Annotated in this window: 25 protein-coding genes, 2 tRNA genes and 1 pseudogene; 5 read left to right on the top strand and 23 right to left on the bottom strand. The window is 44.9% G+C overall.

Annotated features, from left to right (window positions below; genetic code table 11):
* Positions 1 to 114: pseudogene (locus tag LN893_RS12855) on the top strand (IS1 family transposase); the annotation flags it as partial.
* Between the two features lie 13 nt (positions 115 to 127).
* Here the strand turns inward: LN893_RS12855 and LN893_RS12860 are convergent.
* Entirely contained in the window at positions 128 to 1,138 is a 1,011-nt protein-coding gene (locus LN893_RS12860) for a dipeptidase (RefSeq protein WP_229970655.1), read from the bottom strand.
* Positions 1,139 to 1,315: 177 nt separating this feature from the next.
* The gene (locus LN893_RS12865) at positions 1,316 to 1,846 is read right to left on the bottom strand and encodes an RNA methyltransferase (RefSeq protein WP_229970657.1); all 531 of its coding nucleotides are present in this window, start codon (positions 1,844 to 1,846) and stop codon (positions 1,316 to 1,318) included.
* 272 nt (positions 1,847 to 2,118) lie between these two features.
* On the opposite strand from LN893_RS12865, the gene mutS reads away from it, so the two are divergent.
* The 4 genes from mutS to LN893_RS12885 all read left to right on the top strand — a co-directional run bounded on the left by mutS (position 2,119) and on the right by LN893_RS12885 (position 6,260).
* Complete coding sequence (gene mutS / locus LN893_RS12870) at positions 2,119 to 4,752, top strand: DNA mismatch repair protein MutS (RefSeq protein ID WP_229970659.1); 2,634 nt, start codon at positions 2,119 to 2,121, stop codon at positions 4,750 to 4,752.
* Positions 4,753 to 4,977: 225 nt separating this feature from the next.
* Positions 4,978 to 5,050: transfer RNA gene (locus tag LN893_RS12875), tRNA-Gly, on the top strand.
* Between the two features lie 85 nt (positions 5,051 to 5,135).
* Positions 5,136 to 5,219 (top strand) — tRNA-Leu (locus tag LN893_RS12880).
* A gap of 867 nt (positions 5,220 to 6,086) precedes the next feature.
* A complete protein-coding gene (locus tag LN893_RS12885; protein WP_229970661.1) occupies positions 6,087 to 6,260 on the top strand; it encodes a hypothetical protein in 174 nt (57 codons plus the stop codon).
* Between the two features lie 15 nt (positions 6,261 to 6,275).
* Here the strand turns inward: LN893_RS12885 and rodA are convergent, their stop codons facing one another.
* The 21 genes from rodA to ccsA (LN893_RS12990) all read right to left on the bottom strand — a co-directional run bounded on the left by rodA (position 6,276) and on the right by ccsA (LN893_RS12990) (position 25,782).
* A complete protein-coding gene (gene rodA, locus LN893_RS12890; RefSeq protein WP_229970663.1) occupies positions 6,276 to 7,598 on the bottom strand; it encodes a rod shape-determining protein RodA in 1,323 nt (440 codons plus the stop codon).
* 4 nt (positions 7,599 to 7,602) lie between these two features.
* The gene (gene mrdA / locus LN893_RS12895) at positions 7,603 to 9,435 is read right to left on the bottom strand and encodes a penicillin-binding protein 2 (RefSeq protein ID WP_229970665.1); all 1,833 of its coding nucleotides are present in this window, start codon (positions 9,433 to 9,435) and stop codon (positions 7,603 to 7,605) included.
* Positions 9,435 to 9,962 carry a hypothetical protein gene (locus LN893_RS12900; RefSeq protein WP_229970667.1) on the bottom strand — a complete coding sequence of 176 codons (528 nt, stop codon included), beginning with the start codon at positions 9,960 to 9,962 and terminating at the stop codon, positions 9,435 to 9,437. Before LN893_RS12900 ends, mrdA begins: the two co-directional genes overlap by 1 nt.
* A complete protein-coding gene (mreC, locus tag LN893_RS12905; protein ID WP_229970669.1) occupies positions 9,952 to 10,818 on the bottom strand; it encodes a rod shape-determining protein MreC in 867 nt (288 codons plus the stop codon). The genes LN893_RS12900 and mreC overlap by 11 nt, the downstream gene beginning before the upstream one ends.
* A gap of 9 nt (positions 10,819 to 10,827) precedes the next feature.
* Positions 10,828 to 11,853 carry a rod shape-determining protein gene (locus LN893_RS12910; protein WP_229970670.1) on the bottom strand — a complete coding sequence of 342 codons (1,026 nt, stop codon included), beginning with the start codon at positions 11,851 to 11,853 and terminating at the stop codon, positions 10,828 to 10,830.
* A gap of 325 nt (positions 11,854 to 12,178) precedes the next feature.
* Entirely contained in the window at positions 12,179 to 13,699 is a 1,521-nt protein-coding gene (purH, locus tag LN893_RS12915) for a bifunctional phosphoribosylaminoimidazolecarboxamide formyltransferase/IMP cyclohydrolase (protein WP_229970671.1), read from the bottom strand.
* 57 nt (positions 13,700 to 13,756) lie between these two features.
* On the bottom strand, positions 13,757 to 14,344 hold the full coding sequence (gene purN / locus LN893_RS12920; protein WP_229970672.1) for a phosphoribosylglycinamide formyltransferase: 588 nt from the start codon (positions 14,342 to 14,344) through the stop codon (positions 13,757 to 13,759).
* 611 nt (positions 14,345 to 14,955) lie between these two features.
* Positions 14,956 to 15,213: a hypothetical protein gene (locus LN893_RS12925; RefSeq protein ID WP_229970673.1), complete on the bottom strand. Its 258-nt coding sequence runs from the start codon at positions 15,211 to 15,213 to the stop codon at positions 14,956 to 14,958.
* Positions 15,214 to 15,569: 356 nt separating this feature from the next.
* Positions 15,570 to 16,061, bottom strand: a complete 492-nt coding sequence (locus LN893_RS12930) for a PaaI family thioesterase (RefSeq protein WP_229970674.1) — start codon at positions 16,059 to 16,061, stop codon at positions 15,570 to 15,572.
* A gap of 95 nt (positions 16,062 to 16,156) precedes the next feature.
* Entirely contained in the window at positions 16,157 to 16,594 is a 438-nt protein-coding gene (locus LN893_RS12935) for a Fur family transcriptional regulator (protein ID WP_229970675.1), read from the bottom strand.
* Between the two features lie 66 nt (positions 16,595 to 16,660).
* Positions 16,661 to 17,506 (bottom strand): geranylgeranylglycerol-phosphate geranylgeranyltransferase, encoded by an 846-nt coding sequence (locus tag LN893_RS12940; RefSeq protein WP_229970676.1) that lies wholly within the window; start codon positions 17,504 to 17,506, stop codon positions 16,661 to 16,663.
* 107 nt (positions 17,507 to 17,613) lie between these two features.
* Positions 17,614 to 17,808 carry a cold-shock protein gene (locus LN893_RS12945; protein ID WP_229970677.1) on the bottom strand — a complete coding sequence of 65 codons (195 nt, stop codon included), beginning with the start codon at positions 17,806 to 17,808 and terminating at the stop codon, positions 17,614 to 17,616.
* A 117-nt stretch (positions 17,809 to 17,925) separates the two neighbouring features.
* On the bottom strand, positions 17,926 to 18,423 hold the full coding sequence (locus LN893_RS12950; RefSeq protein WP_229970679.1) for a KdsC family phosphatase: 498 nt from the start codon (positions 18,421 to 18,423) through the stop codon (positions 17,926 to 17,928).
* A gap of 227 nt (positions 18,424 to 18,650) precedes the next feature.
* Positions 18,651 to 18,893, bottom strand: coding sequence for a Fe-S cluster assembly protein IscX (gene iscX / locus LN893_RS12955; protein ID WP_229970682.1), 243 nt, complete (start codon positions 18,891 to 18,893; stop codon positions 18,651 to 18,653).
* 105 nt (positions 18,894 to 18,998) lie between these two features.
* Positions 18,999 to 19,328 carry a 2Fe-2S iron-sulfur cluster-binding protein gene (locus tag LN893_RS12960; protein WP_229970684.1) on the bottom strand — a complete coding sequence of 110 codons (330 nt, stop codon included), beginning with the start codon at positions 19,326 to 19,328 and terminating at the stop codon, positions 18,999 to 19,001.
* Positions 19,329 to 19,428: 100 nt separating this feature from the next.
* Positions 19,429 to 20,217, bottom strand: a complete 789-nt coding sequence (locus LN893_RS12965; protein ID WP_229970686.1) for a Rossmann-like and DUF2520 domain-containing protein — start codon at positions 20,215 to 20,217, stop codon at positions 19,429 to 19,431.
* Positions 20,214 to 21,425, bottom strand: coding sequence for a glycosyltransferase (locus LN893_RS12970; RefSeq protein WP_229970688.1), 1,212 nt, complete (start codon positions 21,423 to 21,425; stop codon positions 20,214 to 20,216). The genes LN893_RS12965 and LN893_RS12970 overlap by 4 nt, the downstream gene beginning before the upstream one ends.
* Positions 21,426 to 21,509: 84 nt before the next feature.
* Positions 21,510 to 24,110 carry a cytochrome c biogenesis protein CcsA gene (gene ccsA, locus LN893_RS12975; RefSeq protein WP_229970690.1) on the bottom strand — a complete coding sequence of 867 codons (2,601 nt, stop codon included), beginning with the start codon at positions 24,108 to 24,110 and terminating at the stop codon, positions 21,510 to 21,512.
* Between the two features lie 147 nt (positions 24,111 to 24,257).
* The gene (locus LN893_RS12980; protein WP_229970692.1) at positions 24,258 to 24,680 is read right to left on the bottom strand and encodes a cytochrome c maturation protein CcmE domain-containing protein; all 423 of its coding nucleotides are present in this window, start codon (positions 24,678 to 24,680) and stop codon (positions 24,258 to 24,260) included.
* A gap of 144 nt (positions 24,681 to 24,824) precedes the next feature.
* Positions 24,825 to 25,100, bottom strand: coding sequence for a CcmD family protein (locus tag LN893_RS12985; RefSeq protein ID WP_369427677.1), 276 nt, complete (start codon positions 25,098 to 25,100; stop codon positions 24,825 to 24,827).
* Complete coding sequence (gene ccsA / locus LN893_RS12990; RefSeq protein ID WP_500797095.1) at positions 25,087 to 25,782, bottom strand: cytochrome c biogenesis protein CcsA; 696 nt, start codon at positions 25,780 to 25,782, stop codon at positions 25,087 to 25,089. The genes LN893_RS12985 and ccsA (LN893_RS12990) overlap by 14 nt, the downstream gene beginning before the upstream one ends.
* Between the last annotated feature and the right edge of the window lie 50 nt (positions 25,783 to 25,832).

Raw genomic sequence — 25,832 nt, forward strand, 5'->3', positions numbered from 1 at the left:
CAGAGATGTTCAAGGTTAGTGAGAAAGGCACTCTCTTTCTCGAAAAAAATCGACAGGCACCTAATGGCTATTAAGTTCTTTGTCGCCAACTATAACTTATCATTACTTTTATAGAAGTACCGATACTTTATATAGCCCAAAGCCTTTGGATAAAATCTGCAGTGTTACCAAAAGCAATTTTTTCTACTTGTATGGGTGTAAGGTTTTTTCTTAGCTCGCTGAGTATATAGTTATAACTTATGCCTGCCTGCTCATGTTCTGTAAAATAAAATGGAAACCGCTCCTGGTCTGGATGGTCGGCAACATAGAAGTAATCAGCGCCAAAGCAAACGGTGTTTTCCGCACCATTTTCTAAGCCATACCTTATATGCTGTAGCAGTGCCTCTGGCTCATGGTTGTTTACAAAAGCTCTTAAAAAGTTCATGCCGATCAGCCCTTGTCGGCGAATGATTTCCTGCGTAAGTTCATCAGGTAGGTTACGGTTGTGCTGCCACACAGGCCTAAAATTAGAATGACTGGCGAGAATAGGTATGTCCAGGCGTTGGCTATCGATGTGGTTGAGAATATCATGAGCCAATGCGTCGCTGGTATGAGACAAGTCAACAGCGATACGGCGGCCATGCAGATAGTCGAGCAGCAGTTTACCATCTGTGGTTATGCCTAAATCAGACATATTGCCGCCTCCAAAGCGGTTAGGGGTGTGGTGAGTAAGACTAATGTACAGGATACGTCCGCAGTCGGTGATAATATTCTCTAACTTCTTAAAACCCTCTTCTAGATCATCATCTTCTTCGCAAAAGCCAGAGGCATTTTCTATAGCCGCCACCACACCAATAGTTGGCTCTTCGGCAGAACTCTGCAACACCTGCCCCAGGGAGGTAGCATCCGTTACGGGAACTAAGCAGTTGTCGGCTGTGGCTAGCTCTTTAAACATCTTGCTTTGCAAGCGTGCATAATTAGAACTTCCCGCGCCTACTGCCGAATAAATGGCCATTACCTGTAGCCTCACATTGCCCTGTAAAAGCGAGGGTATGGCACAGCCAATCTCTTCTACTTTATCGGCTGCAGAGCCAGGTACATCTGTCAGATACACCAATAAGTCGCAGTGCAGGTCAATAATGGGTAGGGGAGCAGCCATGTGTTTACTTTATTTTGTAGTTTTTGTTTTGTACTAGTTAAGCCCGTGCAGGGTTTAGTTGATCGCAACTACAATAAAGGCTGGCGTTTAGGCGCCACAACATAGCTATAATTGAAGGCAGAAATATGATTCCATTCTCGGAAGGGTTAGGTTCAACTTAAGAGGGAAATTGCAGCCTTATAAACTGCTTTTACTCAGAAAGTCCCATACCACCACACCTGTGGCCACCGAGATGTTAAGGGAGTGCTTCGTGCCGAATTGCGGTATCTCCAGCACAAAATCAGAAATATTAATCACCTCCTGGTCTACACCGAATACCTCATTACCTAGCACAAGTGCATAATGCTGGCCTGAGGCAGGTATAAACTCATGGAGTTTGAGACTGTTTTCCGCCTGCTCCACAGAACCGACTTTATAACCTTGCTCTTTTAGCCTCTTCACAAGTTCCAGCGTGTCGGCTGCATGTTCCCACTCCACCGACTCAGTGGCTCCCAGGGCTGTTTTCTCAATGTCGCGATGCGGAGGTGTGCCTGTAATGCCGCAGAGGTAAATTTTTTCTACCATAAAAGCATCAGAGGTTCTGAACACCGAGCCCACATTGTTCAGGCTGCGCACATTGTCTAGCACCAAGACTAACGGTATTTTTTTCTTATTTTTGAAGCTTTCAACCGAATCGCGGTTGAGATCGTCCATCGAAAGTTTACGCATGCTATTGATTAAGATTTAAAACACAGAACACAAGACTTTAAATCAGAAGAAGCAAGCTGTGCTACTACAAAGGTCAGGCAGAAGCGGCAGAAATCAAATTATTGTGGCTTACTGATTGTTCATTGTTAAATGGCTGTTTAACTAAATTGCTATTTTTCGCTGTTTCGGATTGCAAGTCCGAAACAGCTGAAGGAAGTAAGACACAGTAGGTGGCGCAGGGGTGGGAAGCCATTCATAATTTATAATTCAGAATTCATAATTACGCACATAGTATGAAAGGAGGAGACAAGGCTACAGTAACCCCGCTGATGAAGCAGTACAACGCCATCAAGGTGAAGCATCCGGGGGCGCTGCTGCTTTTCAGGGTAGGCGATTTTTACGAAACCTTTGGCGAAGACGCCATCAAGGCAAGTAAGATATTAGATATTGTACTCACCAAGCGTGGCAACGGCTCTGCCTCCGAAACGGCGCTGGCTGGTTTTCCGCACCACTCCCTCGACACCTATTTGCCAAAGCTGGTAAGGGCAGGGGAGCGGGTGGCCATTTGCGACCAGTTGGAAGACCCGAAAACCGTGAAAGGCATTGTGAAGCGGGGGGTAACGGAACTGGTAACGCCAGGTGTTTCCTTCAACGACCAGGTGCTGGAGCGGCGCAGCAACAATTACCTGGCAGCCGTACATTTTGGCAAAACCGAGACAGGTATTTCCTTCCTGGATATTTCTACAGGGGAGTTTATCACAGCGCAGGGTGATAAGAATTATATTGGCAAGTTGCTGCAAAGCTTGGCACCAGCAGAGGTGCTTTTCTGCAAACGTGAGAAAGAAACCTTTACTGAACGCTACGGTCCTGACTTCAGATATTATGCGCTGGAGGAGTGGGTGTTCAGCTATGATTTTGCTTATGAGTCGCTGACGCGACAATTCAGCACTACATCGCTGAAGGGCTTTGGTATAGAAGGCATGGCCGAAGGGATTATTTCGGCAGGTGCTATACTTCATTACCTTTCCGAAACACAGCATAACGAAATCAGCCATATCGCCACCATTTCCCGCCTGGAGGAGGATAAGTATGTATGGCTCGATCGGTTTACGGTGCGAAACCTGGAATTACGCTTTCCACAGCACCAGGAAGGCGTGCCGCTGATTCAGGTACTAGACCAAACGGTAACGCCTATGGGTGCCCGCCTGCTGAAGAAGTGGGTGGTGCTGCCGCTAAAGGACGTTGTTCAAATAAGGCGCCGACTTGATACGGTAGAGGCTTTAACGAAGCATACCGAATTGCTAGACGAATTGAACCAGCACCTGAAGCAAATCAACGACCTGGAGCGCCTGATCTCAAAGGTGGCGGTGCGCAGAGTAAACCCACGGGAACTGACGCAACTAGCCAAAGCCCTCGATGCAATTGTGCCGATTCAGCAGCAACTGGCCCTGAGCGATATTCCTGCCCTGCAGAAGCTGGCAGCTCAGCTGGCGCCTTGCGATGGACTGCGAGAGGAGATCAAGAACGTGCTGAAGCCAGAGGCGCCGCTGCTTACGAACCAGGGCAACATGATTAACGATGGCGTAAACGAGGAACTGGATGAGCTACGTCAAATTGCTTTCTCGGGCAAAGACTACCTGGCAAAACTGCAGCAGCGGGAAGTGAAAAACACTGGCATCAGCTCCCTGAAAATTGCTTACAATAAAGTGTTCGGTTATTACCTGGAGGTAAGCAATGCGCACAAAGATAAGGTACCAGCCACCTGGGTACGGAAGCAGACACTCGTAAATGCCGAACGTTATATTACCGAAGAGCTCAAAACCTACGAGGAGAAAATTCTGAATGCAGAAGATCGTATCTACACTATTGAGTTAAGCTTATTTAACGAGCTGGTGCTGCATGCCCTGGATTATGTGGCGCAAGTGCAGCAGAATGCCAAAGTGATCGGTGTAATTGACTGCCTAAGTTCTTTTGCAAGTATAGCTTTGGCCAATAAGTATGTGAAGCCCGATGTAAGTGATACGCACGTGCTGGACATAAAGAAAGGTCGCCACCCTGTTATAGAGAAGCAGCTGCCGTTGGGCGAAAGTTATGTGCCAAACGATATCTACCTCGACAACGAAGAGCAGCAGGTCATCATCATCACTGGTCCGAATATGGCGGGTAAAAGTGCTTTGCTGCGCCAGACAGCCTTAATCGTGCTGATGGCCCAGATTGGTTCGTATGTGCCTGCCGAGGCTGCTAGTATTGGCATTATTGATAAGATTTTTACCCGTGTGGGAGCCTCGGATAATTTATCGAAAGGTGAATCTACCTTTATGGTGGAGATGACGGAGACAGCCAGTATCCTGAACAACCTCTCGGACCGCAGCCTGGTGCTGATGGACGAGATTGGCCGCGGTACCAGCACCTACGATGGTATTTCTATTGCCTGGGCTATTGTGGAGCACCTACACAACCACCCTAAGTATAAAGCCAAAACCCTTTTTGCGACGCACTACCACGAACTGAATCAACTGGCGGAGGAGCTGCCGCGCGTGAAGAACTATAACGTGTCGGTGCGTGAGGCAGGCGGCAAGATACTTTTTATGCGCAAACTGGTGGAAGGTGGTAGCGAACATAGCTTTGGTATACATGTGGCCCAGATGGCGGGTATGCCGAACAACGTGGTGCTGCGTGCAGATGAAATTATGCACCACCTAGAGAAGGAGAAGGTTTCGGAGCAGGCACCGCAGCAAAAAATGAAGTCGGCTCCTAAAAGCAACTACCAACTCAGTATGTTCGAACTGAACGATCCACAGCTACAGCGGGTAAAAGAATTAGTAGAGCAACTGGATATAAATACCATTACGCCTGTAGAAGCGCTGCTGAAGCTAAATGAGTTGAAATTGCTGCTAAAGGACAAACGAGGAGAGGCGGTAGGGTAAAATCTTAGGAAAATTTGATGTGAATTCTTGTCTCTGTTCATTGGTTCAAGATCTTTTTTGAAAGGAGAAGTGGAGGTAGATATCTTTTATGAAAAATTTTCTCCTTGAAAATCAGGAGCAAACAATAAAATGATAGATTTTTTTTGCGGGTGCTATTGACATCTAACATTTTGTCTATATCTTTGCATCACTAAATCGCTAACGGGGTTTAGGAAATCAAAAAAAGCGGGAGTAGCTCAGTTGGTAGAGCGCGACCTTGCCAAGGTCGAGGCCGCGGGTTCGAATCCCGTCTCCCGCTCTGCTTACATAAAAAACAAAGACGTTGTCGAAAACAACGTCTTTGTTTTTTGAAGAAACCACTTCGGGTAACGATCCGAATGGCTGCCGGGATGGTGGAACTGGTAGACACGCAAGACTTAAAATCTTGTGAGCGCAAGCTCGTGCGGGTTCGATTCCCGCTCCTGGTACATAAGTCTCCTTTACAGGGAGCAGATGATTAAACAGAAAGCCCGCTTAAACATTGTTTAAGCGGGCTTTCTGTTTTCATAGTCCTTCACTAGTATACTCAGGGTTTTCGCCTACTATTTTCATAGCATTGCCAAAACCAGATCGCTGGACAGTCAGACAGGTTCATAAAAACCGAAAATGAAAGGGTAAAAGAGGCGCAGCAATAACTCTTCAGCAACACAGCCCTTACTTAAACAACGCAGCGCTTTCTGCTACGAGTTCATAGCCAAGGTACAGCAGCGAGCCTGCTAGCATGATGGAAATCATTATGTTTGGTGTCATAGCTAATGAAATTAGGTGATAAAACAACCCTGAAGCCCTAGCTGGTTCAGGTAGTTTATCAATAGACTTTTGCTGGTAATGTTTAAATAGTCGATGGTTATTAGTAGAAGTAGAATACAAACTTATGCAGATAGTTTAAAGGAGAGACAAAGAAAGCCCATACTTGTTACAAAGCAGCCGCTTAAACTGTAAAAAGAGTAAGCGGCTGCTTTGTATGTTAACTTATCTGCTGCTGTTGTGCATTCTTTATGAAATCTATTACTACTTGCCCCTTTGCTAAACTTATGCAAACAGAAGTTAAGAATGCCTTTGGAAGAACCTTCTATAAAATTAACTATCGGAAAGATCTGAATATAGTAGATGCCACCTGGCATGGTTCTGCGTCGAAGTAGGATCTGCAGAAAGCATTTTCTGTAAGGCTGGAGATGCACGAGTTCGTGCACTGTCCCTTTAGATTGAATGAAAACACTGACTTTTCTGGCCCTTGGGCAGATGCGGTTTCTTGGCTAGAGGAAGTATGATTGCCGCGCGTTTATAAAGCAGGAGTGAGATTCCTGGCGCATGTTGCCCGACCAAGCTCCTTTGGTGAAGCTGCAGGAGAGGCAATGCTTATCGGAAACATAGGGAAAGCAATAGAAGTTTGTCTCTTCTACAACAGAGACGAAGCAATTGATTGGCTAAAATCAAAACAGAGCCACACCCAGGCACAGCTTAGCTAAGCATAATCTCTTTACTTACCTCGACAAGTCTCTTGCTCTGTTGGCATCTATTGCAAGCAATATAAACAGCAATATTGTAAATGACCATAACGAGGAGCCTCCGTAACTGAAGAATGGTAACGGAATACCCACCACAGGCGCCAAACCAATAGTCATGCCCACGTTTACCAGAAAGTGGAAGAAGATAATAGAGGCAACGCAGTAGCCATAAGTACGACCAAAGACAGATCGTTGCCGTTCGGCTACCGCTACAATACGAGTAAGGAGCAATAAGAAAAGCCCGATCAGGATAGTGCTGCCTACCCAACCATGCTCCTCACCTATAGTACAGAAAATAAAGTCGGTGCTTTGCTCGGGCACAAAGTCAAACTTTGTCTGTGTTCCTTCTAAAAATCCTTTGCCAATCAGGCCACCAGAGCCAATTGCAATTTTAGATTGAGTAACATTCCAACCATAACCCAACGGGTCTGCCTCAGGGTTAATAAGGGCCTTTATACGGTTTTGCTGGTGCGGCTGTAATACATCATTTACAAAGTAATCAACACTAAAGATCATCCCGACTATAATCAGCAGCAAAGCGACCATGGTTTTAAGGCGGCGCATGAGGCGGTAGTCTAGCCAAATGGCTGCTCCCATCAGGGCAGTTATACCTATAATTAGGTAGAGCTTAGGCACCAACAGCGTTAAAATAAAAATTGCCGCTGCCGACACACCTATAATCAGTATAAGCGGTGACATACCCTCTCTGAAAAAAGGAAGTACAAAGGCTGCAAATACAAGCGCTGTACCTGTTTCGTTTTGAAGTATGATGATGGCAGGAGGCAGTAACGTAATTGCAGCCAAGATCATCTGGTCTTTGAGCCTTTGCTGGCGCAGGTTAACGTTGCTGAGGAACTTGGATACAGCAAGTGCTGTGGCAAACTTTGCCAATTCGGCAGGTTGTAAACGTATGCCGCCACCTAAATCGAGCCACGATCTAGAACCTGCAATAGGCTTGGCTACGGCTAGTGTAAAAAGCAGGAGCAATATAATGCCTCCATAAATAGGATAAGCTAGGTGGTCGTAAACCTTATAATCAACTACCAGCAATACGATAATCAGTATGATAGCTGCCGACATCCAGGCTAACTGCTTGCCAGAGTTAATGTCCCAGCTAAAAATGTTGACAACGTTGTCTGGGCTGTACACTACAGCATAAATGTTCATCCAACCGAGGCAAACAAGCACAAAATAGATTAGTATAGTAGGCCAGTCAAGCTTAGTAAAAAGGTTGTTTGACGAACGGTTACTGCTGCGAGTAGCTATTTTATACTTGGGTATAATCTGTTCTGCTGGCATGACTCTATTTAATTTCAAGGTAAGCTCTACTAAGCACCCATTTCTCTTTCCACAGATTCTTTTCAGATATAGTTCCTGTTAGGTACTTCTCCATCATCAGGCCAGCGATAGGAGCTGCCGACTGTGCACCAAACCCTGCATTTTCTACATACACAGCAATGGCTATTTTAGGGTTGTCTTTGGGAGCAAAGGCTACAAACACTGCGTGGTCTTTGCCCTGTGGGTTCTCAGCAGTTCCTGTTTTTCCACAAACTACAACGCCAATGTTTTCCAAAGAGGAGTTCCTGCCTGTACCTGATTTTACTACCGCTGCCATACCCTCCACCACAGGAGGGAAATGCTGCGCATCTACAGTAGTATAGTTCTTTTTCTGATATTCAGGCAGCGGTTCGCCATTCTCTCCAATAGAGCGAATTATATGGGGCTTGATGTAATAGCCTCTGTTAGCCATAATGGCCATAAAGTTTGCCATCTGGAGCGGTGTAACACCTAGCTCTCCCTGGCCGATACTCAAAGAATAGATGGTAGAGAACTTCCAGCGGTTTTGGCCATACACACGGTCATATAAATTTGTAGAGGCAATTATGCCCTGCTTCTCATTAGGCAGGTCTATACCTAATTTGGTGCCGAAGCCAAAGCTGGTAATTTGCTCTCGCCAAGCTGCCAAACCCAGCGCTGTGTCTTTAAATGTGTTTTTAGATTTGCCCTGGTTGAGCATCGCCCTAAACACCTGGTAGAAATAAGGGTTACAAGAGGTTTGTATAGCGATAGAAAGGTTGCTAGGAGCAGCATGTGCGTGAGAACACTTCACCAGGCTCTGGTTACACGGATAACCTGTATTGGGAGTAATAACACCATCCTGCATGGCAACAAGTGCCTGTGCCAGTTTAAAAATAGAACCTGGTGGGTTGCTGCTGGCCATTATCGGACGGTTGAACATGGTCTTATTAGGGTCGGACAGCAAGTTCATGTAGTTTTTGCCGTAGTCTTTGCCTGTGAACAGGTTTGGGTCGTAGAATGGGCTGGAGATATAGGCCAGAACCTCACCAGTAGCAGGTTCTATGGCTACTACACTTCCTTTCGCTCCATTCAGCAGGTATTCTCCGTAAGCTTGCAGGTCTAAATCTATGGTGCTAACTAAATTTTGACCAGCCACAGAGAGTGTGTCGTAAGCGCCATCTTTAAAAGAGCCTTTTTCCACGCCACGTACGTTCACCATCTTGTACTTTACGCCACGCTTGCCCATCAGGTACTTCTCGTACTCCAGTTCAATACCGCTTTTGCCAATATAGTCGCCTGGGCGGTAGCCTTTATAGGTAGAGTCTTCTAACTGCTTCGGACTGATTTCGGCAATGTAACCTAAGGCATGGGCCAAACTCTGGTGTGGATAGCCACGCGCCGTACGGGCATTTACATAAAAGCCTGGGAAATCAATCAGGTTGTCCTGGATATGAGCTAGGTCCTCAGTTGTTAGCTTCTGATAGAAAATAGAAGGTTGTACATAAGAGAAGGAGCGAGCTTTCTTCAGGCGCTCTCTAACATCCTCCATAGGCAATTCTAATAGGTTGCTTAGGCGAAGCGTATCCAGCTGCTTTACCTCCTTTGGAATAACCATCAGGTCATAGACAGGCGTGTTCTGCACCAGCAACTTGCCGTTGCGGTCGTAGATAAGACCCCTGAAAGGATATTGGATAATGGTTTTGATGGCATTGGTTTCGGCAGCCTGTTTATAGCTGCTGTCTATTACCTGAATGTAGAAAAGGCGAAGCGCATAAACCACGCCCACTAATACAAAAATGCCCTGAATAATGTACTTTCGGTTTTCGAGGTAATTCATTATAGTCTACTCGCTCTCTTAGATGAAAAGAATAGCAGTTGTAAGATAATCATTACAACACCAGTAAACAGGGTACTGAGAAGAACCTTGGCAAGTGTATACCATGCGATTTCGAAATTGATTGTTTCGAGAAAGAAAACAGCCGCATGATGAAACAGTATAAGCGTAAAAGCATACGTTAAAAACCAACGCCACCCCATCACGTGTATGTTCACGGAATCGTTGGTATCGTAACCATCGCGGGGTGTAAGAAGGTTCAAAATAGATGGTCTTAAAAAGGCCAGCAGTACACTAGCCGCGGCATGTATGCCCATGGTATCGTAAAAGACATCTACCGTAAAACCAACTGTAAAACCGAGGAAGAGCAGCACCACTTTGCTGATATCTATCGGTAGAAATAGCAGGAAAGCCACATAGATATAGCAGAAGCCTGTACTGTAAAGCACAAGGTTATCCATGAGCAGGATCTGCAAAGAAACGAACAGGATAAACTGCACGATATGTATAATGCCAAAGCTATTGTTCATCTGGAAGTATACCTGCGTTTTGTTCTAATGTGTCGCGTTCAGGCTTCAGTAGGTTTTCCACCACATACACATAGGATAGCTGTGCAAAATCTACCGACAACAGGACTTTTATAGTATAAAAGCTTTTGTCGGCCTCTTTCTCTACAGAACTGATGGTGCCCAACATGATGCCTTCTGGGAAAACTGTGTTAAAGCCGCTGGTTACAACAGTGTCGCCTATAGCTGGTTTAACGTGTAGGGGCACATAGTCGAGCAGCGCATTTCTGTAGTCTCCTCCCGTCCACTTTATGGTACCGAAAGTGTCGTCTTTCTTGATTTTGGCTGAAATCAACATCTGGGAGTGCAACAGCGAGGTGGCGGTGGCGTAATGCTCCGAAACAGTTTTAATGCGGCCTACAACGCCATTGGGAGAAATAACGCCCATGCCTGGTTTTACACCTTCTGCCGTACCGATAGAAAGCGTGAGGTAGTTGTTGCTCCTGCGTATAGAGTTGTTGATAACACGGCCCGCATGCAGTACATAAGGCACTTCTCTGAGCGTATCGGAGGCAGCAAAATAGGTGGTGTCCATTTCTGCAGTGCTGTCAGCTAACTGTACACGCTTGTAGGCCATTAACTCCTGGCGCAGCGTTGCATTTTCGCGAGCAAGGGTGCTGTTTACCGCTGCCAGCCTAAAGTAATCGGTAACGCCACTTTGGAACTCCAGCACCTGCCCCACATACTTACTGGCTGAATTGAAAAACGCTGCGCCCTGATACGTATTATAACGCACGATCAGGTAGACGCACAGCACCTCCAACAACACAAATATGAGGAACGCACGGAACCGAAAAATAAAAGAAAAGAGATTCCGCATGTAGCCTTACTATGTCAGCAGCACGTTTTTGAAGCCTTCAATATTTTTGATAGCTGCCCCTGTGCCACGCACAACGGCTCTTAACGGATCTTCGGCTACGTGAATAGGCAGTTTGGTTTTTGCAGCCAGACGCTTGTCCAGGCCACGCAGCAAGGCTCCGCCACCTGTCAGGTGAATACCGTTGTCGTAGATATCAGCAGAAAGCTCTGGCGGCGCAATTTCCAGTGCCTTCAGTACAGCTTCCTCTATTTTGGCAACCGATTTATCCAGGGCAATAGCAATTTCCTGGAAAGTTACCTTGATAACTTTTGGAATTCCCGTCATCAAATCACGGCCACGAATCTCGTAGTCAGCAGGTGGGTTTTCTATTTCAGTAAGTGCGGCACCTACCTCAATTTTTATTTTCTCGGCAGAACGCTCCCCGATCAGCAGGTTGTGCTGACGGCGCATGTAGTCCAGAATGTCTTTGGTGAATACGTCGCCTGCAATACGGATAGACTGGTCGCATACAATACCCGAAAGCGCGATAACGGCAATCTCGGTAGTACCGCCGCCTATATCCACAATCATAGAACCGATTGGCTGCTCCACGTCGATACCGATACCGATAGCAGCTGCCATTGGCTCTTGTATCATCCAAACTTCTTTAGCGCCAGCGTGCTGAGCAGAGTCGCGTACGGCACGTTTCTCCACCTCTGTAATGCCCGAAGGAATACAGATCACCATGCGGTGCGAAGGCTGGAACAAACGACGGCCTGTGTCAATCATCTTGATCATACCGCGAAGCATTTCCTCTGCAGCGTGGAAGTCAGCAATCACACCGTCCTTCAGTGGTCGAATAGTACGTATATTTTCGTGCGTTTTCTCGTGCATCTGCTGCGCATTGCGGCCTATGGCAATTACTTTGCCCGAAGTCCTGTCGATGGCGATGATGGAAGGTTCGTCAACAACAATTTTATCGTTATGGATGATCAAGGTATTGGCCGTACCCAAGTCAATCGCTATATCACTTGTAAGAAAATTAAATAGTCCCATTCTGCGGTGGTTTAGGCATATTTAGTGCCTATTATATTTTAAATATATGATATTTCTAGTCAGAAACTTGCGGCAAAATTAGTGAATTTCAGCGGAATTAATAATGCTGCATCCTTATAGGGGAAAGATTTATACTTTTTTGTGCAAGCCCCTCTTTTGTTTAAGCTGCCCCCATACAATAGTACCACATTTCTACCAAACCCACTTACGTATTTATAGCAAACGCACCGTAGTGACGAATACATATAAAAAGCCCTGCTTTCTGTACAAGAAGCAGGGCTTTTTAATTCTAAGTTTCTAATTATTAATTGCGCGCAGCGCTATACTAGTGCTTAAAGTGGCGTACGCCTGTCATTACCATGGCCATGTTGTGAGCGTCGCAATACTCTATCGAGTCTTTGTCTTTGATAGAACCACCTGGCTGTACGACTGCTTTTATGCCAGCCTGATCAGCAATCTCCACGCAATCTGGGAAAGGGAAGAAAGCATCAGAAGCCATCACGGTTTTGCTTATGTCAAAGCCGAAGCTGTTGGCTTTTTCGATAGCCTGACGAAGAGCATCTACACGTGAGGTTTGACCAACACCGCTGGAGAACATCATTTTGTCTGTAGCCAACACAATAGTGTTTGATTTAGTGTGCTTACAAACCTTTGCGGCAAACACAAGCGCTTTTTTCTCCTCCGCTGTTGGCTCGCGCTTCGTAACGGTAGTAAAGTCGGCCTCAGTTTCTGTTTTAAGGTCTTTATCCTGCTCAATTACACCGTTCAGCAAAGTTTTGAACAGCTTAGTTGGCAACTCTACTGGCTTTTGCTTCAGCAGGATGCGGTTCTTTTTAGAGCGCAGTAGCTCCAGGGCATCAGCATCATACTCAGGCGCAATTAGTACTTCAAAGAAGAGCTTGTTCAGTTCTTCGGCAGTGCCTAAATCTATGGTTCTGTTGGCGATAATCACGCCTCCGAAAGCTGAAACAGGATCAGAAGAAAGGGCCAGCAGATACGCTTCTTTTATAGTGTCGGCAGTGGCGCAACCGCAGGCGTTGGTATGCTTTAGGATAGCCACAGCTGGTTCCTCAAACTCAGCACCTAAAGCCACGGCAGCATCTACGTCTACCAGGTTGTTGTAAGAAAGCTGCTTTCCGTTCAGTTGCTCAAACAGGTCATCTAGCTTACCATAGAAAGTGCCTTGCTGGTGCGGGTTTTCACCGTAACGAAGCGGTGTTGCCTCTCGCAAGCTCTGCTTAAACACCTGCTCCTGCTCGTTGTTCAGGTAATTGAAAATGTGCGTATCGTAGTGTGAGGATACATCAAACGCTTTGGCTGCAAAACGCTTACGGTCTTCCAGATCGGTAGCACCGTCTTTAGACTGCAGCAACTCTACTACCTCTCCATACTGCTCGCGCGAAGACACAATCAGCACATCTTTAAAATTCTTAGCTGCTGCACGGATCAGGGAGATACCTCCAATATCGATCTTCTCGATGACGTCGGCTTCTGCGGCACCAGATGCTACTGTTTCCTCGAAAGGATACAGGTCAACTATAACCAAGTCGATTGGCGGAATCTCGAATTTCTCTCTTTCGCTTAGGTCGCTTTCGTTGTCGCGGCGGTGCAGGATGCCCCCGAAAACTTTCGGGTGCAGCGTTTTTACACGGCCTCCGAAAATTGAGGGATAATCCGTTAGGTCTTCTACGGCTACTACCGAAGCGCCTTGTTCCTCTAAGAAAGTTTGTGTGCCTCCTGTAGAGTAAATAGTAACATTGTGCTGTTTCAGGAGCTCTACAAGCGGCTCCAGACGGTCTTTATAATATACCGAGATCAGCGCGGATTTAATTTTAACAGATTGCATAGGAAATGTGCTAATTTATGAATTTGCTGATGTGCTACTTATCAGCTGTATGTCCTTTTAAAGTTTTTCAAGTAAAAGCCGCTCCACTACACGCGGCAAATGCTCATGCTCTAATTTTAAGATACGGGCGGCCAGATCTTCAGGCGTGTCGTTTTCGTGCACGGGGCAGCGCTCCTGCAGTATAAACTCACCTTGGTCGTACTCCTCGTTGATGTGGTGGATGGTAATGCCAGACTCTTTATCGCCAGCCGTTACTACCGCTGTATGTACGTTGAGGCCGTGCATGCCTCTGCCGCCATAGTTGGGTAGCAGGGCAGGGTGTATGTTAATGATCTTGTTAGGGAAAGCCCTCAGGAAGTTTTGCGGTACCAGCCAAAGAAAGCCAGCCAGCACTATAAGGTCAGGCTCAAAAGTCTGTACCTGCTCTAGCACCGTGTCGGAAGTATAGAAGGCTTCGCGGTTAAACAAAAGAGCCGGGACGTGGAAGGTCTCGGCTCTTTTTAGGGCATACGCTTTCGGGTTGTTGGCGAACAGGGCGGCCACCTGAATCTCAGGGTGGTGCTCGAAGTACTCCATGAGGCGCTGTGCATTGCTCCCCGACCCCGAAGCGAAAATGACTATATTCTTTTTTCTAGCTTGTGCCAAAAGTATAAATCGTAATGTTGGCGCAAATATAGTTGGTTTGTTTTTGAGAAGCCAGCGAAGTGTAATGAGAAAAGTGTAGAGGTGGCCAACTAAACAAATAAGCCGTAGTTTACCTGCTGCCCTTTATGCCCGCCAGCACAGCCTGGTTTAGGTGGCTTTCTTTGAGAACGATAAGGTAGGAGTAGTTGCGACTATAGGCTTTCTTTAAAGTGTGGACTTATGGTGTTGCCTCTCTTAGGTATCTATAAACTTACGTGCCTGCCGCCTACATAGGTAAGTTTGCCTGTGGTAAGATCAGTAAACGGCAAAAAGGTAGTCTTTATACCCCGCTGTATTTATGAGAATCTGGGACTGGTACACATTCAGTTTACACTCTTCGCCATACTTACGGTAGTCTTGCAATGTTCAGTTCCTATTGAAATTTTCTGATGCTGAGAATGGCTGTAGTGGAGTTTGTTTGTGCAAAGAAGGTAAGAGAGAAGAGCGTAAGCATAAGTTTTATTTAGATTTTACTATCGTTGTTTTTCGCACTTGATTTACGGTGGCACAGCTACCCTAAAGGCGTACTTAGCCAAAGTTCTATTAATGAATTAGGTAATTTTCTATAGTTCCTAAACTATAAAGCTATCATAGCACCAGTCAATTACATTTCCTGTCTTATTCATGATAATGTATAAGTCTTTTCCACTCCACCTATCCTTCGAGTACAGCCTAATGAAAACATAGATTTTGTCTCCAATTTCCAGATATTGATATATTTCCATAACACCAGTTTTGCCTGAGGGGGCTAAAGCTTTGATAAACTTTTTCTTAATTGGCTTTCTTACTTCCAATGAAAAAGTTGCCTGCTTTTCAAATGCCTTATTCATTTGATTTAGATATTGCTCAAACTCCTTGACTTTTACTTTTTGACTGTCACACATGATAGCCCTATGGTAGTAACACTTGAATCTACACGCCCATCAAAATAGGCCTGAATTTCCATGAATGGCTCCTCCTTATGTAGAAGGCTATCGGTAAAAAAGTCTAAGGCTACTTGCTCATATACAAGATTTTTCTTTCCATCATTTTGATTAGACAATGATGAAGAGTTGAAAATGCATAAAATTAAAATTATAGCTATCAATTTTTGATTTGAATAAGGTATAACAAGCAGATAATCGTATGTAAGCTCTCTATTAAATATTGCAACTATCATAGAGAGAGCATAACTCTCTCCTCGCCTCTACTTCTTCTTCGCCTTCAATGACCACGTAAACCTAAACTCCGCCACCTGCTCACCTTGCTCATCTACACCGCGGCTGATGGCTACTACCGTTACGCCCTCACCTGTGGCTTTCGTTTGGTCGGCGGCTTCCTGAATGCTTTTCCCGTCTTCGCAGGTGAAGGTAATTTTGCCCACTGCCTTCTTCGTGAAGTCGGCTTCCATGTGCACCACCAGCATCGAAACAGCAGGATCGGATTGGTAAACGTGCATCATACAGAGTACACCTGTAGAGAGTTCTGCAGCCATGCTGAGGCAGGCAAAATAAATAGAGTTGAACGGATTCTTGTTCAGGTACTTGTAAGGAATGGTTACGGAGGCGCGCCCAACAGTGAGGGAGGAGACTTTTAAATCGGCCATAAACGCCATCGGTAACTTAGATAGCATAAACAGGCGAAACTTGGCAGGGGAGGCCACCAAACGGCGGAATGCTTCTGTAGACGATTCTTTCACTTGGCAGGTAGTTTAGTGGAACAGGTGAGGCAGGTACTTGCTGCCTCTACTAAACCTACTAAAACACAGTCGCTTTCACAAATGAATTGTGTGGACTAAATGGAGGCAGCCGAACAGTTTTTGCATATACCCTGGGCTGTAAACTGTAGGCTGGCAGCTTTGTAGCCTTTCGGAAGTTGTATTTTCGGTATTTGTACTTCGTTTATACAGTAGGTCTGGCCACAGGTGGTGCAGCTGAAATGTATATGATTGTCCTGGTGCTGGTGTTCATCGCAGGACTCGTGGCAAAGGGCATACTTAGCTGCGCCGCTGCTGTCGTTAATGCCATGCAACAGCCCCTTCTCCTCAAAAGTATACAAAGTTCTGTACAGGGTTACGCGGTCATAGCGGTCACCAAGGGCTTCTTCTATATCGGCATGTGCCAACGCATGTTTTTTGCTCAGCAAGAGCTGTAGCACATCTAACCTGCAATTGGTTTTACGTAGGCCGTACTTCTCTAAAATTGCTTTAACTTCTGCCTTTGCAAACTCCATCTTCCGAAATGATACTTTATAGGATGCGAAAAAAATATTTAAGTTAACATATCTTACCTAAATAAGCTATTTAGCTAACAACATAGATAATATACCTGTCAGCATGATAAACTTGTTTAAGTTGCTCAGGAAGGTGAAATCGCGCTTTCGGTCCGCTCTAATGAGTTTTATAAGCATCCAAATGCTAGGCGCGAGTACCAGTATTATCATGTAAGCTTCAAAGTAAAACGAAGTACTTGGGTGAAAAACACTAGCCAGAAGGAGCACAAGAAACAAAGCGATAATAGGATAAAGCACCAGTTTTGTTTTGGGTAAGCCCGTTACAATGGGTAAGGTGCGGCAGTCGAAAGAGGCATCGCCTTTCATATCTTCGACGTCTTTGATGATCTCCCGGATCAGCGAGATAAAAAAAGCGAACAAAGCATATCCCAAGGTAACATTGTTGAGCATATCGGCATACACGGCCACTACCAAAAGCATGGAGGCTGAAAGCAAGGCGATAACAATGTTCCCTATCAGCAGCATTTTCTTAAATCGTGCCGAGTATCCCCACAGCAGCAATACAGCTCCCAAGTTAATAAGTGCCACTGGAATAGAGAGCATTAGCCCCAAAGCAACCCCTGCAAAAGACAGCAGCAGGTGTGCAAACATGGCTCTGCGCCTGCGGATTGCTTTGCCCACCAACACTCGGCTGGGCTTGTTGATAGCATCTATTTTGATATCGTAATAATCGTTGATGATGTAGCCAGCCGCAGCAATGCACACAGTGGAGAGGGTGAGCATACCAAAAGAAGGCTCCAGAACCCGCGACCAGCTAACGCCTGATGCCAACAAGCATGCCTGTACCAATGCCTGGCTTAGAACCACCAGCACAAGATTAGGAAACCGGATGAGGTTTAAAAACGCTTTCACGCAAGAAGATAAAAGGTAAGAGCTGTAAAGGTACGGCAGCGTAGTGAAAAGACAAGACATAAAAAAAGCCCCAAGGCAGGGGCTTTTCTGTAACGGTAAAAGTATCTTTAGATTCTTTGTACGTTAACAGCGTTGATTCCTTTTTTACCTTCTTGGGTATCGAATGTAACACGGTCATGCTGCTGAATCTCTACTCCGTTCAAACCAGTAACATGCACAAAGAAATCTTCATTGGTTTCGTCTTCTGTGATAAAGCCAAAGCCTTTGGATTCAATAAAGAATTTTACTTTTCCTGTCTTCATAAAAATGAAATAATTTAACTTTTAATCAAATGCTCTGTAATATAGATGCTAATCCTAATATATCCAAATTAATATTAAGAGAAATTTACTATTTGTAGATAGAATAGTATAATAGCTTTACCAAGTATCCTGTGCTTTCATAATCTTTTCAATCAGTTCACGCACAGCACCCTTGCCTCCGTCTCTTGTAGAAATAAAGGTGCTTATTTCTTTTATGTCATCCGCGGCATCGGCTGGGCAGGCACGCAGACCACAGCGCTCCATGGCCTCTAGGTCGGGCATATCGTCACCCATATAGGCTACTGTGGCAGGATGAATTCCCTGCATGTACAGGTAGTCTTCTAATGCGTCTACTTTATCGTCGGCACCTAAAAATATATGTTCTATGTCGAGCTGCTCCAGTCTTGTGCGTACCCCTGGTTCGTTTTTAGCTGAAATGATGGCTAAATTATAGCCTTGCCTGATGGCATGCTTTATGGCAAAACCATCTTTAATATTAAAGGCCCGTACTTGTTCGCCGTCGGCAAAGCAGTAGAGTAAACCATCGGTTAATACGCCATCTACATCAAAAACAAACGTGTTGATGCGAGTAAGGTCTGGTTGGGTAATTGACATAAGTTAGTTTGATAAACAGAAGATACTTTTATTTAAAGCAGCTCTGGTTGCTGTCAAAGTTTAGAAAAGAAGTGTACCACTGAGGTTCAGGCGTAAAAATAAAAAAAAGAGGCTGTACCAATTACTGGTGCAGCCTCTTTTTTTATTTTTAGTATCTCCTGCAAAAAAGCTTAAGCTGTTTTCTTCAGGAGATGTTTTTTCTATTAAAGGGGAGTACTTGAAATAAATTAATCCTGGTTATCACGCCATTCGTACACCCATGCCGCCTGAATCTGCTCCAGGTGGCCTTCGTTAGCCTGCTCACGCGTGCCTTCAAAATTAGGAACTTCCAACACCCACTCCAATAGTTCAGTAAAACGGATGCGGTATATTTTAGACTCTGTAAAGTCATCGCCGAATCTTTCGTACAGTGCCATTGCAATGTCTTCGTGATCGTTCCAGTGGATAGGTGGCTCGTAACTATTGCTCATATTTTTTTCTGTTAAGAATAAATTTAGGTAATTTATACATGACGCGCAGAACGTAAGGCAAGCTTTGCTTTCCCTGGAGCTCATGCTGCCATTTGCTGATGCTTGTTAGTGCCCCAGGAAGTCTTGCTCAGGTATGGTTACGACTAAATCTTCGTTACCTTGTACCACACATTGGCATCCCAGTCTGGAATTGATACGTGGATCTACAGCCCTATCGATGTAGTCTTCCTCTTTATCAGAAATTTCTGGCAAGTCATCCATGCCTGCTTCTACATAAACATGACAGGTACTGCATCCGCACACACCGCCGCAATTATGCTGCAGCTTAATGTTGTTGTTAAGGGCCACATCCAGCACTGATTCTCCTTCCACAGCAGGAAGGGTTTGGTCTGGAGAGCCGTTAGCAAACTTAAAGGTTATATTTACAACTTTCATTTTCTAATGCTTTTAAAATGCAAAGTTACAAAGTCAGCCTGCCGAATCAAAGTATAAGCCTAACTTGCCGCTTCAGCTGGTTTAATAACCCTTAGTGGATTTACTTGTTTCTGGCATCAATGGTTTTATCTTGTATGCTTCTGGAAAGCTGCTGGTACAGCAGTTGGTAAGTAGGATGGCTTTGTAGTGCCTGTAGGTGCTCTTCCAATACATTGTTGTCATGCCGCACAGCGGGGCCAGTCTGAACAGTAAATGGATCGTGTTGCGCAGCTTTTGCCACTGTTTCCTGGATGAGCGGCTGTAGCAAGCCTTCTGGTAAGTCTGCTTCTTGTAGCAGCTCGCGGCTTATTCCTAGCAAGTGATTTGTGAAGTTGCAGGCAAACACTGCAGCCAAATGCAATTGCTTACGCGCTGTAGAGTTAACCTCTTCTACCTTTTGGCTTATGCTTTGCGCCACCAACCGCAGTCGTTCAAGCGTCTTTATATTTTGCGCCTCCACTAACAGTGGTACCTCTTTAAAATCGACAGGCTTATGTTTAGAGAACGTTTGCAGTGGATAAAATACACCCAAACTCGCATTTGGTATACTTTCCAGTACAGCCATAGGCTGAGAACCTGAGGTATGAGCTACCACCGTACCTGATTTTACTTGTAGTTGAGTTGCTACCGTGGCTATGGCTGCATCGGGTACGGCTATCAGTACAAGCTCCACTTCTAGCTCTGTTAAGTTGAGAGAATGTAACTCCTTTGCCAGCGGCAGTTGGTTTAGCAATTCTTTTCTACTGGCTTCTGAGCGACTATAAACTGCTACTATCTGATGGTTTGCAGCTTTTAATGCTTTTGAAAGGTGCCATGCCACATTGCCAGCACCAATAAGGGCAATTTTCATGGATTCGTTTTAGTTATTATTTCCTGGTACTGCTGTACCAATCGAGGTAACACGGCCTGGCCTGAAAACCTGTTCATAAAATCCTGCCTAATCTGCTTACTGTCGTAGCGGTTGTAGTTAATTACCATATCGTGCATGGCCGCAGCCAAAGCCTCAGGATTGTTTTTATCTACCAGTAACCCATTTACGGGGGCAACTATACTTTCTGGACCTCCGCATTTAGTTGCTATGATAGGTTTGCCACAAGCAATTGCCTCAATGTATACAATCCCGAAGGATTCGTACTGACTGGGCATAACAAAGGCATCCGCTTGCTGGTACTCTGCAAGTACTGCACTACGGTCTATATTTCCTAGCCACGCAATATGCTCTTCTATCCCCAATCTTTTCGCTAGTTCCTGAAAGGGCACTGTATTTCCTTCTCCAGCAATTCTGAATTTAACCTTTTTGTGTTTAGCTGTCAGCTTGCTAATGGCTTCTATGAGTATACCTGTGCCTTTAGTAGGTGCTATAAATGATAAAGTTAAAAAAGTAAAGTGGTCACTCGATGGCTTTGCAGTGTTGGCAGGCCTGAAAAAATATTCATCAGCAAAATTGGGTATTACTTTTGCATTTTCTATTCCCTGTAGTTCCATTCTTTGCTTTTGAAATGGGCTTACAGCAATGTTTAGCGCAGCGGCATCAAAGGGCAGCTTGTAGAAAGGTAAAATATTACCTTTGCTGTCTGTAGTAGTAGGGGCAGGGAAAGGACCTATATGCTCTGTTAGGCAGTAAGGAAGATTCCTTCTCTTTGCTACCTCCATTGCAATACTACCAGCAGGATGCCCTACATGTGCATGAATAAGATCAACAGGGCCATAATCCCTAACAAAAGCATCTAAGTTATAAAGGTTTGCTTTAACGATGTTTTGAAAATTACCTTTGAGTATTTTCTTAGTCCAGGAAAAGGTAGGTTTTGTATACTCTGTCAGGTTAGGTAGTAGCCTATTGGACGATGGCTTGTCTCTTTCAGCGATCAGTTTAGAAATGTTCTTAAAATGATCTTTTGCCCAAAGTAGGTTGCGTTCGTCTTTATTTCCCCAAATACTAATACCTACGTTAATGTGGGGGTGCGACTTGCAAAGAGCAACCGTTTGTTCCTTTATCATTACCCCACTCACAGGCCGATCTTTACTAGGATACCAGGACGGAATAACAAATATGTTCATCTATGTAGGCTGCCGTATGAATGATTAAGAACAAAAAAAGGTAGACTGTTAGGTCTACCTTTCAAAGTTAGCATTTACTTATAACTAAGCAGCCTGTACGGCTCTTGGTTTACTCTTTTTGCGATTTGCTTTTGGAGCAGCTCCACCGTCTTCTTTACGGCGAACAATCGCCATAATAAAACCAATGGACATAATGATTGTGCCTATCCAAAGAACATTTACGAATGGCTTTTCCATTGCTTTCAGAATAACCCAGTCTTTCTGGGTGGCATTTACACCTATCTTGAAACGGTTGTTTTCTGTGTCGATGTTCATGAAAGTGATACGCAAGCCAAGATCAGCTATCTCTTCTGGAACACGTCCCATCATTTGATCCTTAATCATCAAGACAGGGTGGGCATGATAACTTTTGCTTTCGCCCAGAATTTGCATATCAGCCTGTACAGCTACGTCGTTTTGAGATAGTTCTACACCAGGAACCTGCTGTATACGCTCTACACCGTTTATAACGGCTATGTAGTCGTTCAGGAAAATAGTATCACCAGCAGCTACATCATACTCCTGCAGTTCGCCCCACTCTTTCTCTTCTGGTGCTATACCTGAAACGTGAGTATAAAGGTCTTTGTCAGCAAAGCTTTTTATATCTGGGGAGGCTAGCAAACCACCCATGTTTTCGTTTACCTGAGCACGAGGGTACAGCACAAAAGTCTTATCTGTCTCGCGCTCCTTGTATTCTACTTCAAAATAAGTGTTTTCAGGAGAAACCAGTGTCAGTGTATCACCCGTTTCGAAATATACCTTATTGTCTGCTTTTATGGTGTTGCGAGCAATACCAGTGTATTCATCTGCCGTTCTGTAAACAAGTTCTTTGTTTACATATCCAGGCACACCGTCTACTTCAAAAAACTGACCTCTGTAGTTTACGCTGTAGTCGCCCATGTCTATTGGAGCATTTCTCCAAAGTAGCACGTTGTCACGGTTCATCTCGTCAGAGAATTCGCGGGAGTACAGCAAGCCAGAATTATTTTGAGATATAATTCTTGAATAGCCTGAAGAGAACAGGATGCCGATCAGCATTAGAGCAAGACCCATGTGTGAAACAGCACCACCCGATAAAGAAACCTTCTTGTGTAGTAGCCCAAGTATAATGCTCAGGTTTGCAAACACAGAGAACATAGAAGCTACCAGCAATGTGATGTAAACAGGGTTATCCAGTTTGAAAGAGAACACATCAAACTTATTAGACAAGATGATGATTAAGCTGGAGAACAGTAGTGTTAGCATCAACGGCATGGTGATGGCATCCATAAAGCTGGATTTCTCCGCCTTTTTCCACCATAGCAACTGCCCTATACCTGAAAGTATGGCCACCAATACACCTGCCCATAACTGAAACTTCGTATAGTGTTCAATTTGGTCGGCTGGTAAGGCTGCGTTAGATTCTATACCTATAAAACCTAAGAAAGAATTATAAACTGGAATAGATGTAGTAGCTAACACCTGGAAGCCTGCCAGGCAAAGTACAGCTGCACCTATAAATACCCAGAATTCGGCATTGTAAGTAGAAAGTTCTTTTTCCGTTGTCGGGATATTCTTCCATCTGTAAATGAGCAAACCTACAGCCAGCACCATAAAGGCAGCCAGGTAAGCAAACAACTGTCCTGAAAGGCCTAAGTCGGTGAAGGAGTGTACAGAGGCATTACCTAAAATACCGCTTCGGGTAAGGAAGGTAGAGTAAAGAATAAGTATAAAAGTGGAGATTACGAGAATGTAACTTGCCTTCAAGCCTTGCTTACTGCGGCGGAATGCCACCATGGTATGTATAGCCCCAACCAGCACCAACCACGGAATGTAAACCGCATTTTCTACAGGGTCCCAGTTCCAGTAGCCACCGAAGTTAAGCGTTTCGTAAGCCCAGTAAGCCCCCATTATAATACCTACTCCCAACGTTACAGCTGCAAAATGCGACCAAGGCAGAGCAGGTTTAATCCATTCAGAGAACTTGCCTTTCCAGAGGCCAGCCATAGCGAAGGCAAATGGCACCAAGGTAGCAGCAAAACCCAGGAACAGCGTAGGTGGGTGTATAACCATCCAATAGTTCTGAAGCAGCGGGTTTAAACCAGTTCCGTCTTGTGGTACAAAGTTAGGGTCCATGGCAAATACAGGTGCATCTGTCATGAAATCACGCATCAGGATGAATGGAGAGGAACCGATTTTTACATCACCGATTACCACACCCAAGATCATGGAAGTAAGGAAAAGCTGCACGAACGAGAACATCGCCATAACAGGGGCTTCCCACGTCTTGTTTTTCTTGTTCGTATTAATCAGAACTACACCTAATAGCACGTGCCAGAAAATCCATAGCAGGAAAGACCCTTCCTGGCCTTCCCAGAAGCAGGAAATCATGAAGTGAACAGGCAGGTGGTTAGAAGAGTGGCTCCAGGCGTAGTAGTATTCGTAGCGGTGCTCGTAAATAATATTGAATAAGCTGAACACCACCATCAGCACAGCCAGAGCATGTATATAAAAAGCGCCACGTGCCAGCTTACGCCAGCTGGTGTCGCCAGAGACCTCTACTTTTGTGCGAGAGGCCATAAAATATGCATAAGAGGATACTATGGCCGCCACAAATGCCACAATCACACTAGCATGGCCAACATCCCCGATCAGCGTATTTATCATCGATTAAAGAATTTAAGAGTTAGAGGGTTAGTGAGTCAGAGAGTTCAAGGTCGAAAAGTATTTGTAGATTCTGCTGCCATTTTATAGCAGGACATATTCCCTACAATTTCACTCTCTAACCCCCAAACTCTATAACACTTCACTTATTTAAAGGCTTGCTGTTTTGGTAACATCTTTTTCCACGTACTTAGACGGGCACTTCAGCAGGATTTTATCAGCTACAAACACGTTGTTCTGCATGTTGCCTGTAATAACCACCTGCTCCGAGCGCTCAAAATCCTGAGGTTTCGGGTTGTAGTAAACTACCTGCTGCTCCACACGATTTGTGTCTACAAGCGTAAAAGTAAAGTAGTTAGGGTCCATAACAGGGTTGTATTGCATGCCCACAATGTGGCCCTGCGGGTCTTTTTTCAGGCGGCCAACCACGTGTACTTTGGTTGAATTTCCTTCTTCGGCGCGCTCAATGGCCTCTCCGAAAGATACATAAGTGCTTGCGTCGCCAGCTGTGGTCATGATGATCATGATGGCCACGGCTATAACTAAAATACCAATGATGTGTGACTTTTTCATCTATGTATAGAAAGTATGATATTCTATTTCTAATCGGCTAACATACTTTTGGAGGTATTAAATCCATTAGTTGCAGCTATTTTATACTTATTGAGCTTTTATGACTGGCTTCATGCATGTTACTGCAAGAAAACCTATAAAAGCTTATTCTCTGAACTGCTTTTCAAGCTTGCTTACCTTGCGGTCCAGCGAAACCAGGTAAACTATCAAACCTGCCAACACAGTGAGCAGTACCACCACTACCACGTAAATTTTGCCGTCCTGACGCAGTGTGTCGGCCATTTCTACTTCTGGCTGTGCCTGTGGTTCTGCAGAAAACTCTACAGCAGTTTGATCGTTCTGGGCCTGCAGGGTGGTGCTTGTACCTAGCATGATGCCAAGTATAAAGCAGCAGATTGCCAGTATTCTATGCATTTTCATATAAGCGTTGTCTCAGTATTTCTAATCTTGATTTTACATTTACTATCCAGATGCCCAACAGCGTCCAGCCAAGTACGGCAGGGTAGAACACTATGCGTAGGCTACTGTCCATGTCGTAGGAGTTGAAGCCAGGGTTGCCGCCGTTGCCAGGGTGCAGCGAATCTGTGAGGCGTGGCAGAATAAACAGCAACGGAATAAGGGCCGCAAAGGCAAAAACATTATACACAGCGCTGATGCGGGCACGCTGCTGTTGCTCGTTAAAAGAGCTGCGCAGTACGATATAAGCAAAGTATATAAGTAGACCAATGGCTGAGGCATTTTGTTTTGGATCGTTGCTCCAATACTCGCCCCAGGTAAAGCGGGCCCATTCCATACCTGTTATAATGCCTAACACACCGAAAAGTATACCTACTTTAGCAGCCTCGTAAGCAATCACATCATTCTTGACAGTCGGGTTCCGAAGGTATTTGATTGAGTAAACCACGGATACAAACAGGATCAGAATCATACCGAACCACATGGGCACGTGAAAGTATAGATTTCGAATAGTTTCGTTCAGGATAGCCAAACGCGGAACATCCGACAGCATGCCAGCCACTACGGTAAAAACCAGCAGTAGCACAGCAAGTATTTTCCACCAGTTGTTTTTCATATTTTTGAAGACGCTAGACGTAAGACACAAGACTTAAGACCTTTAATTATGTGTCCTTCCAAGCAGTCAGATTCTATTTT

This window comes from Pontibacter harenae (genome assembly GCF_020907245.1).
GTDB classification, from domain to species: domain Bacteria; phylum Bacteroidota; class Bacteroidia; order Cytophagales; family Hymenobacteraceae; genus Pontibacter; species Pontibacter harenae.

Excerpts from the sequence above, each read along its gene's own strand:
- LN893_RS12925 (WP_229970673.1), bottom strand. The coding sequence starts at position 15,213 with ATGAATAAGGCATTTGAAAAGCAGGCAACTTTTTCATTGGAAGTAAGA.
- purH (WP_229970671.1), bottom strand. The coding sequence starts at position 13,699 with ATGCAATCTGTTAAAATTAAATCCGCGCTGATCTCGGTATATTATAAA.
- LN893_RS12950 (WP_229970679.1), bottom strand. The coding sequence starts at position 18,423 with ATGTCAATTACCCAACCAGACCTTACTCGCATCAACACGTTTGTTTTT.
- LN893_RS12935 (WP_229970675.1), bottom strand. The coding sequence starts at position 16,594 with ATGGAGTTTGCAAAGGCAGAAGTTAAAGCAATTTTAGAGAAGTACGGC.
- LN893_RS12865 (WP_229970657.1), bottom strand. The coding sequence starts at position 1,846 with ATGCGTAAACTTTCGATGGACGATCTCAACCGCGATTCGGTTGAAAGC.
- LN893_RS12965 (WP_229970686.1), bottom strand. The coding sequence starts at position 20,217 with ATGAAAATTGCCCTTATTGGTGCTGGCAATGTGGCATGGCACCTTTCA.
- LN893_RS12945 (WP_229970677.1), bottom strand. The coding sequence starts at position 17,808 with ATGAAGACAGGAAAAGTAAAATTCTTTATTGAATCCAAAGGCTTTGGC.
- ccsA (WP_229970690.1), bottom strand. The coding sequence starts at position 24,110 with ATGATAAATACGCTGATCGGGGATGTTGGCCATGCTAGTGTGATTGTG.
- LN893_RS12980 (WP_229970692.1), bottom strand. The coding sequence starts at position 24,680 with ATGAAAAAGTCACACATCATTGGTATTTTAGTTATAGCCGTGGCCATC.
- LN893_RS12900 (WP_229970667.1), bottom strand. The coding sequence starts at position 9,962 with ATGAACAATAGCTTTGGCATTATACATATCGTGCAGTTTATCCTGTTC.
- LN893_RS12860 (WP_229970655.1), bottom strand. The coding sequence starts at position 1,138 with ATGGCTGCTCCCCTACCCATTATTGACCTGCACTGCGACTTATTGGTG.
- mrdA (WP_229970665.1), bottom strand. The coding sequence starts at position 9,435 with ATGAATTACCTCGAAAACCGAAAGTACATTATTCAGGGCATTTTTGTA.
- LN893_RS12970 (WP_229970688.1), bottom strand. The coding sequence starts at position 21,425 with ATGAACATATTTGTTATTCCGTCCTGGTATCCTAGTAAAGATCGGCCT.
- mreC (WP_229970669.1), bottom strand. The coding sequence starts at position 10,818 with ATGCGGAATCTCTTTTCTTTTATTTTTCGGTTCCGTGCGTTCCTCATA.
- rodA (WP_229970663.1), bottom strand. The coding sequence starts at position 7,598 with ATGCCAGCAGAACAGATTATACCCAAGTATAAAATAGCTACTCGCAGC.
- LN893_RS12910 (WP_229970670.1), bottom strand. The coding sequence starts at position 11,853 with ATGGGACTATTTAATTTTCTTACAAGTGATATAGCGATTGACTTGGGT.
- LN893_RS12960 (WP_229970684.1), bottom strand. The coding sequence starts at position 19,328 with ATGAAAGTTGTAAATATAACCTTTAAGTTTGCTAACGGCTCTCCAGAC.
- iscX (WP_229970682.1), bottom strand. The coding sequence starts at position 18,893 with ATGAGCAATAGTTACGAGCCACCTATCCACTGGAACGATCACGAAGAC.
- LN893_RS12985 (WP_369427677.1), bottom strand. The coding sequence starts at position 25,100 with ATGAAAATGCATAGAATACTGGCAATCTGCTGCTTTATACTTGGCATC.
- mutS (WP_229970659.1), top strand. The coding sequence starts at position 2,119 with ATGAAAGGAGGAGACAAGGCTACAGTAACCCCGCTGATGAAGCAGTAC.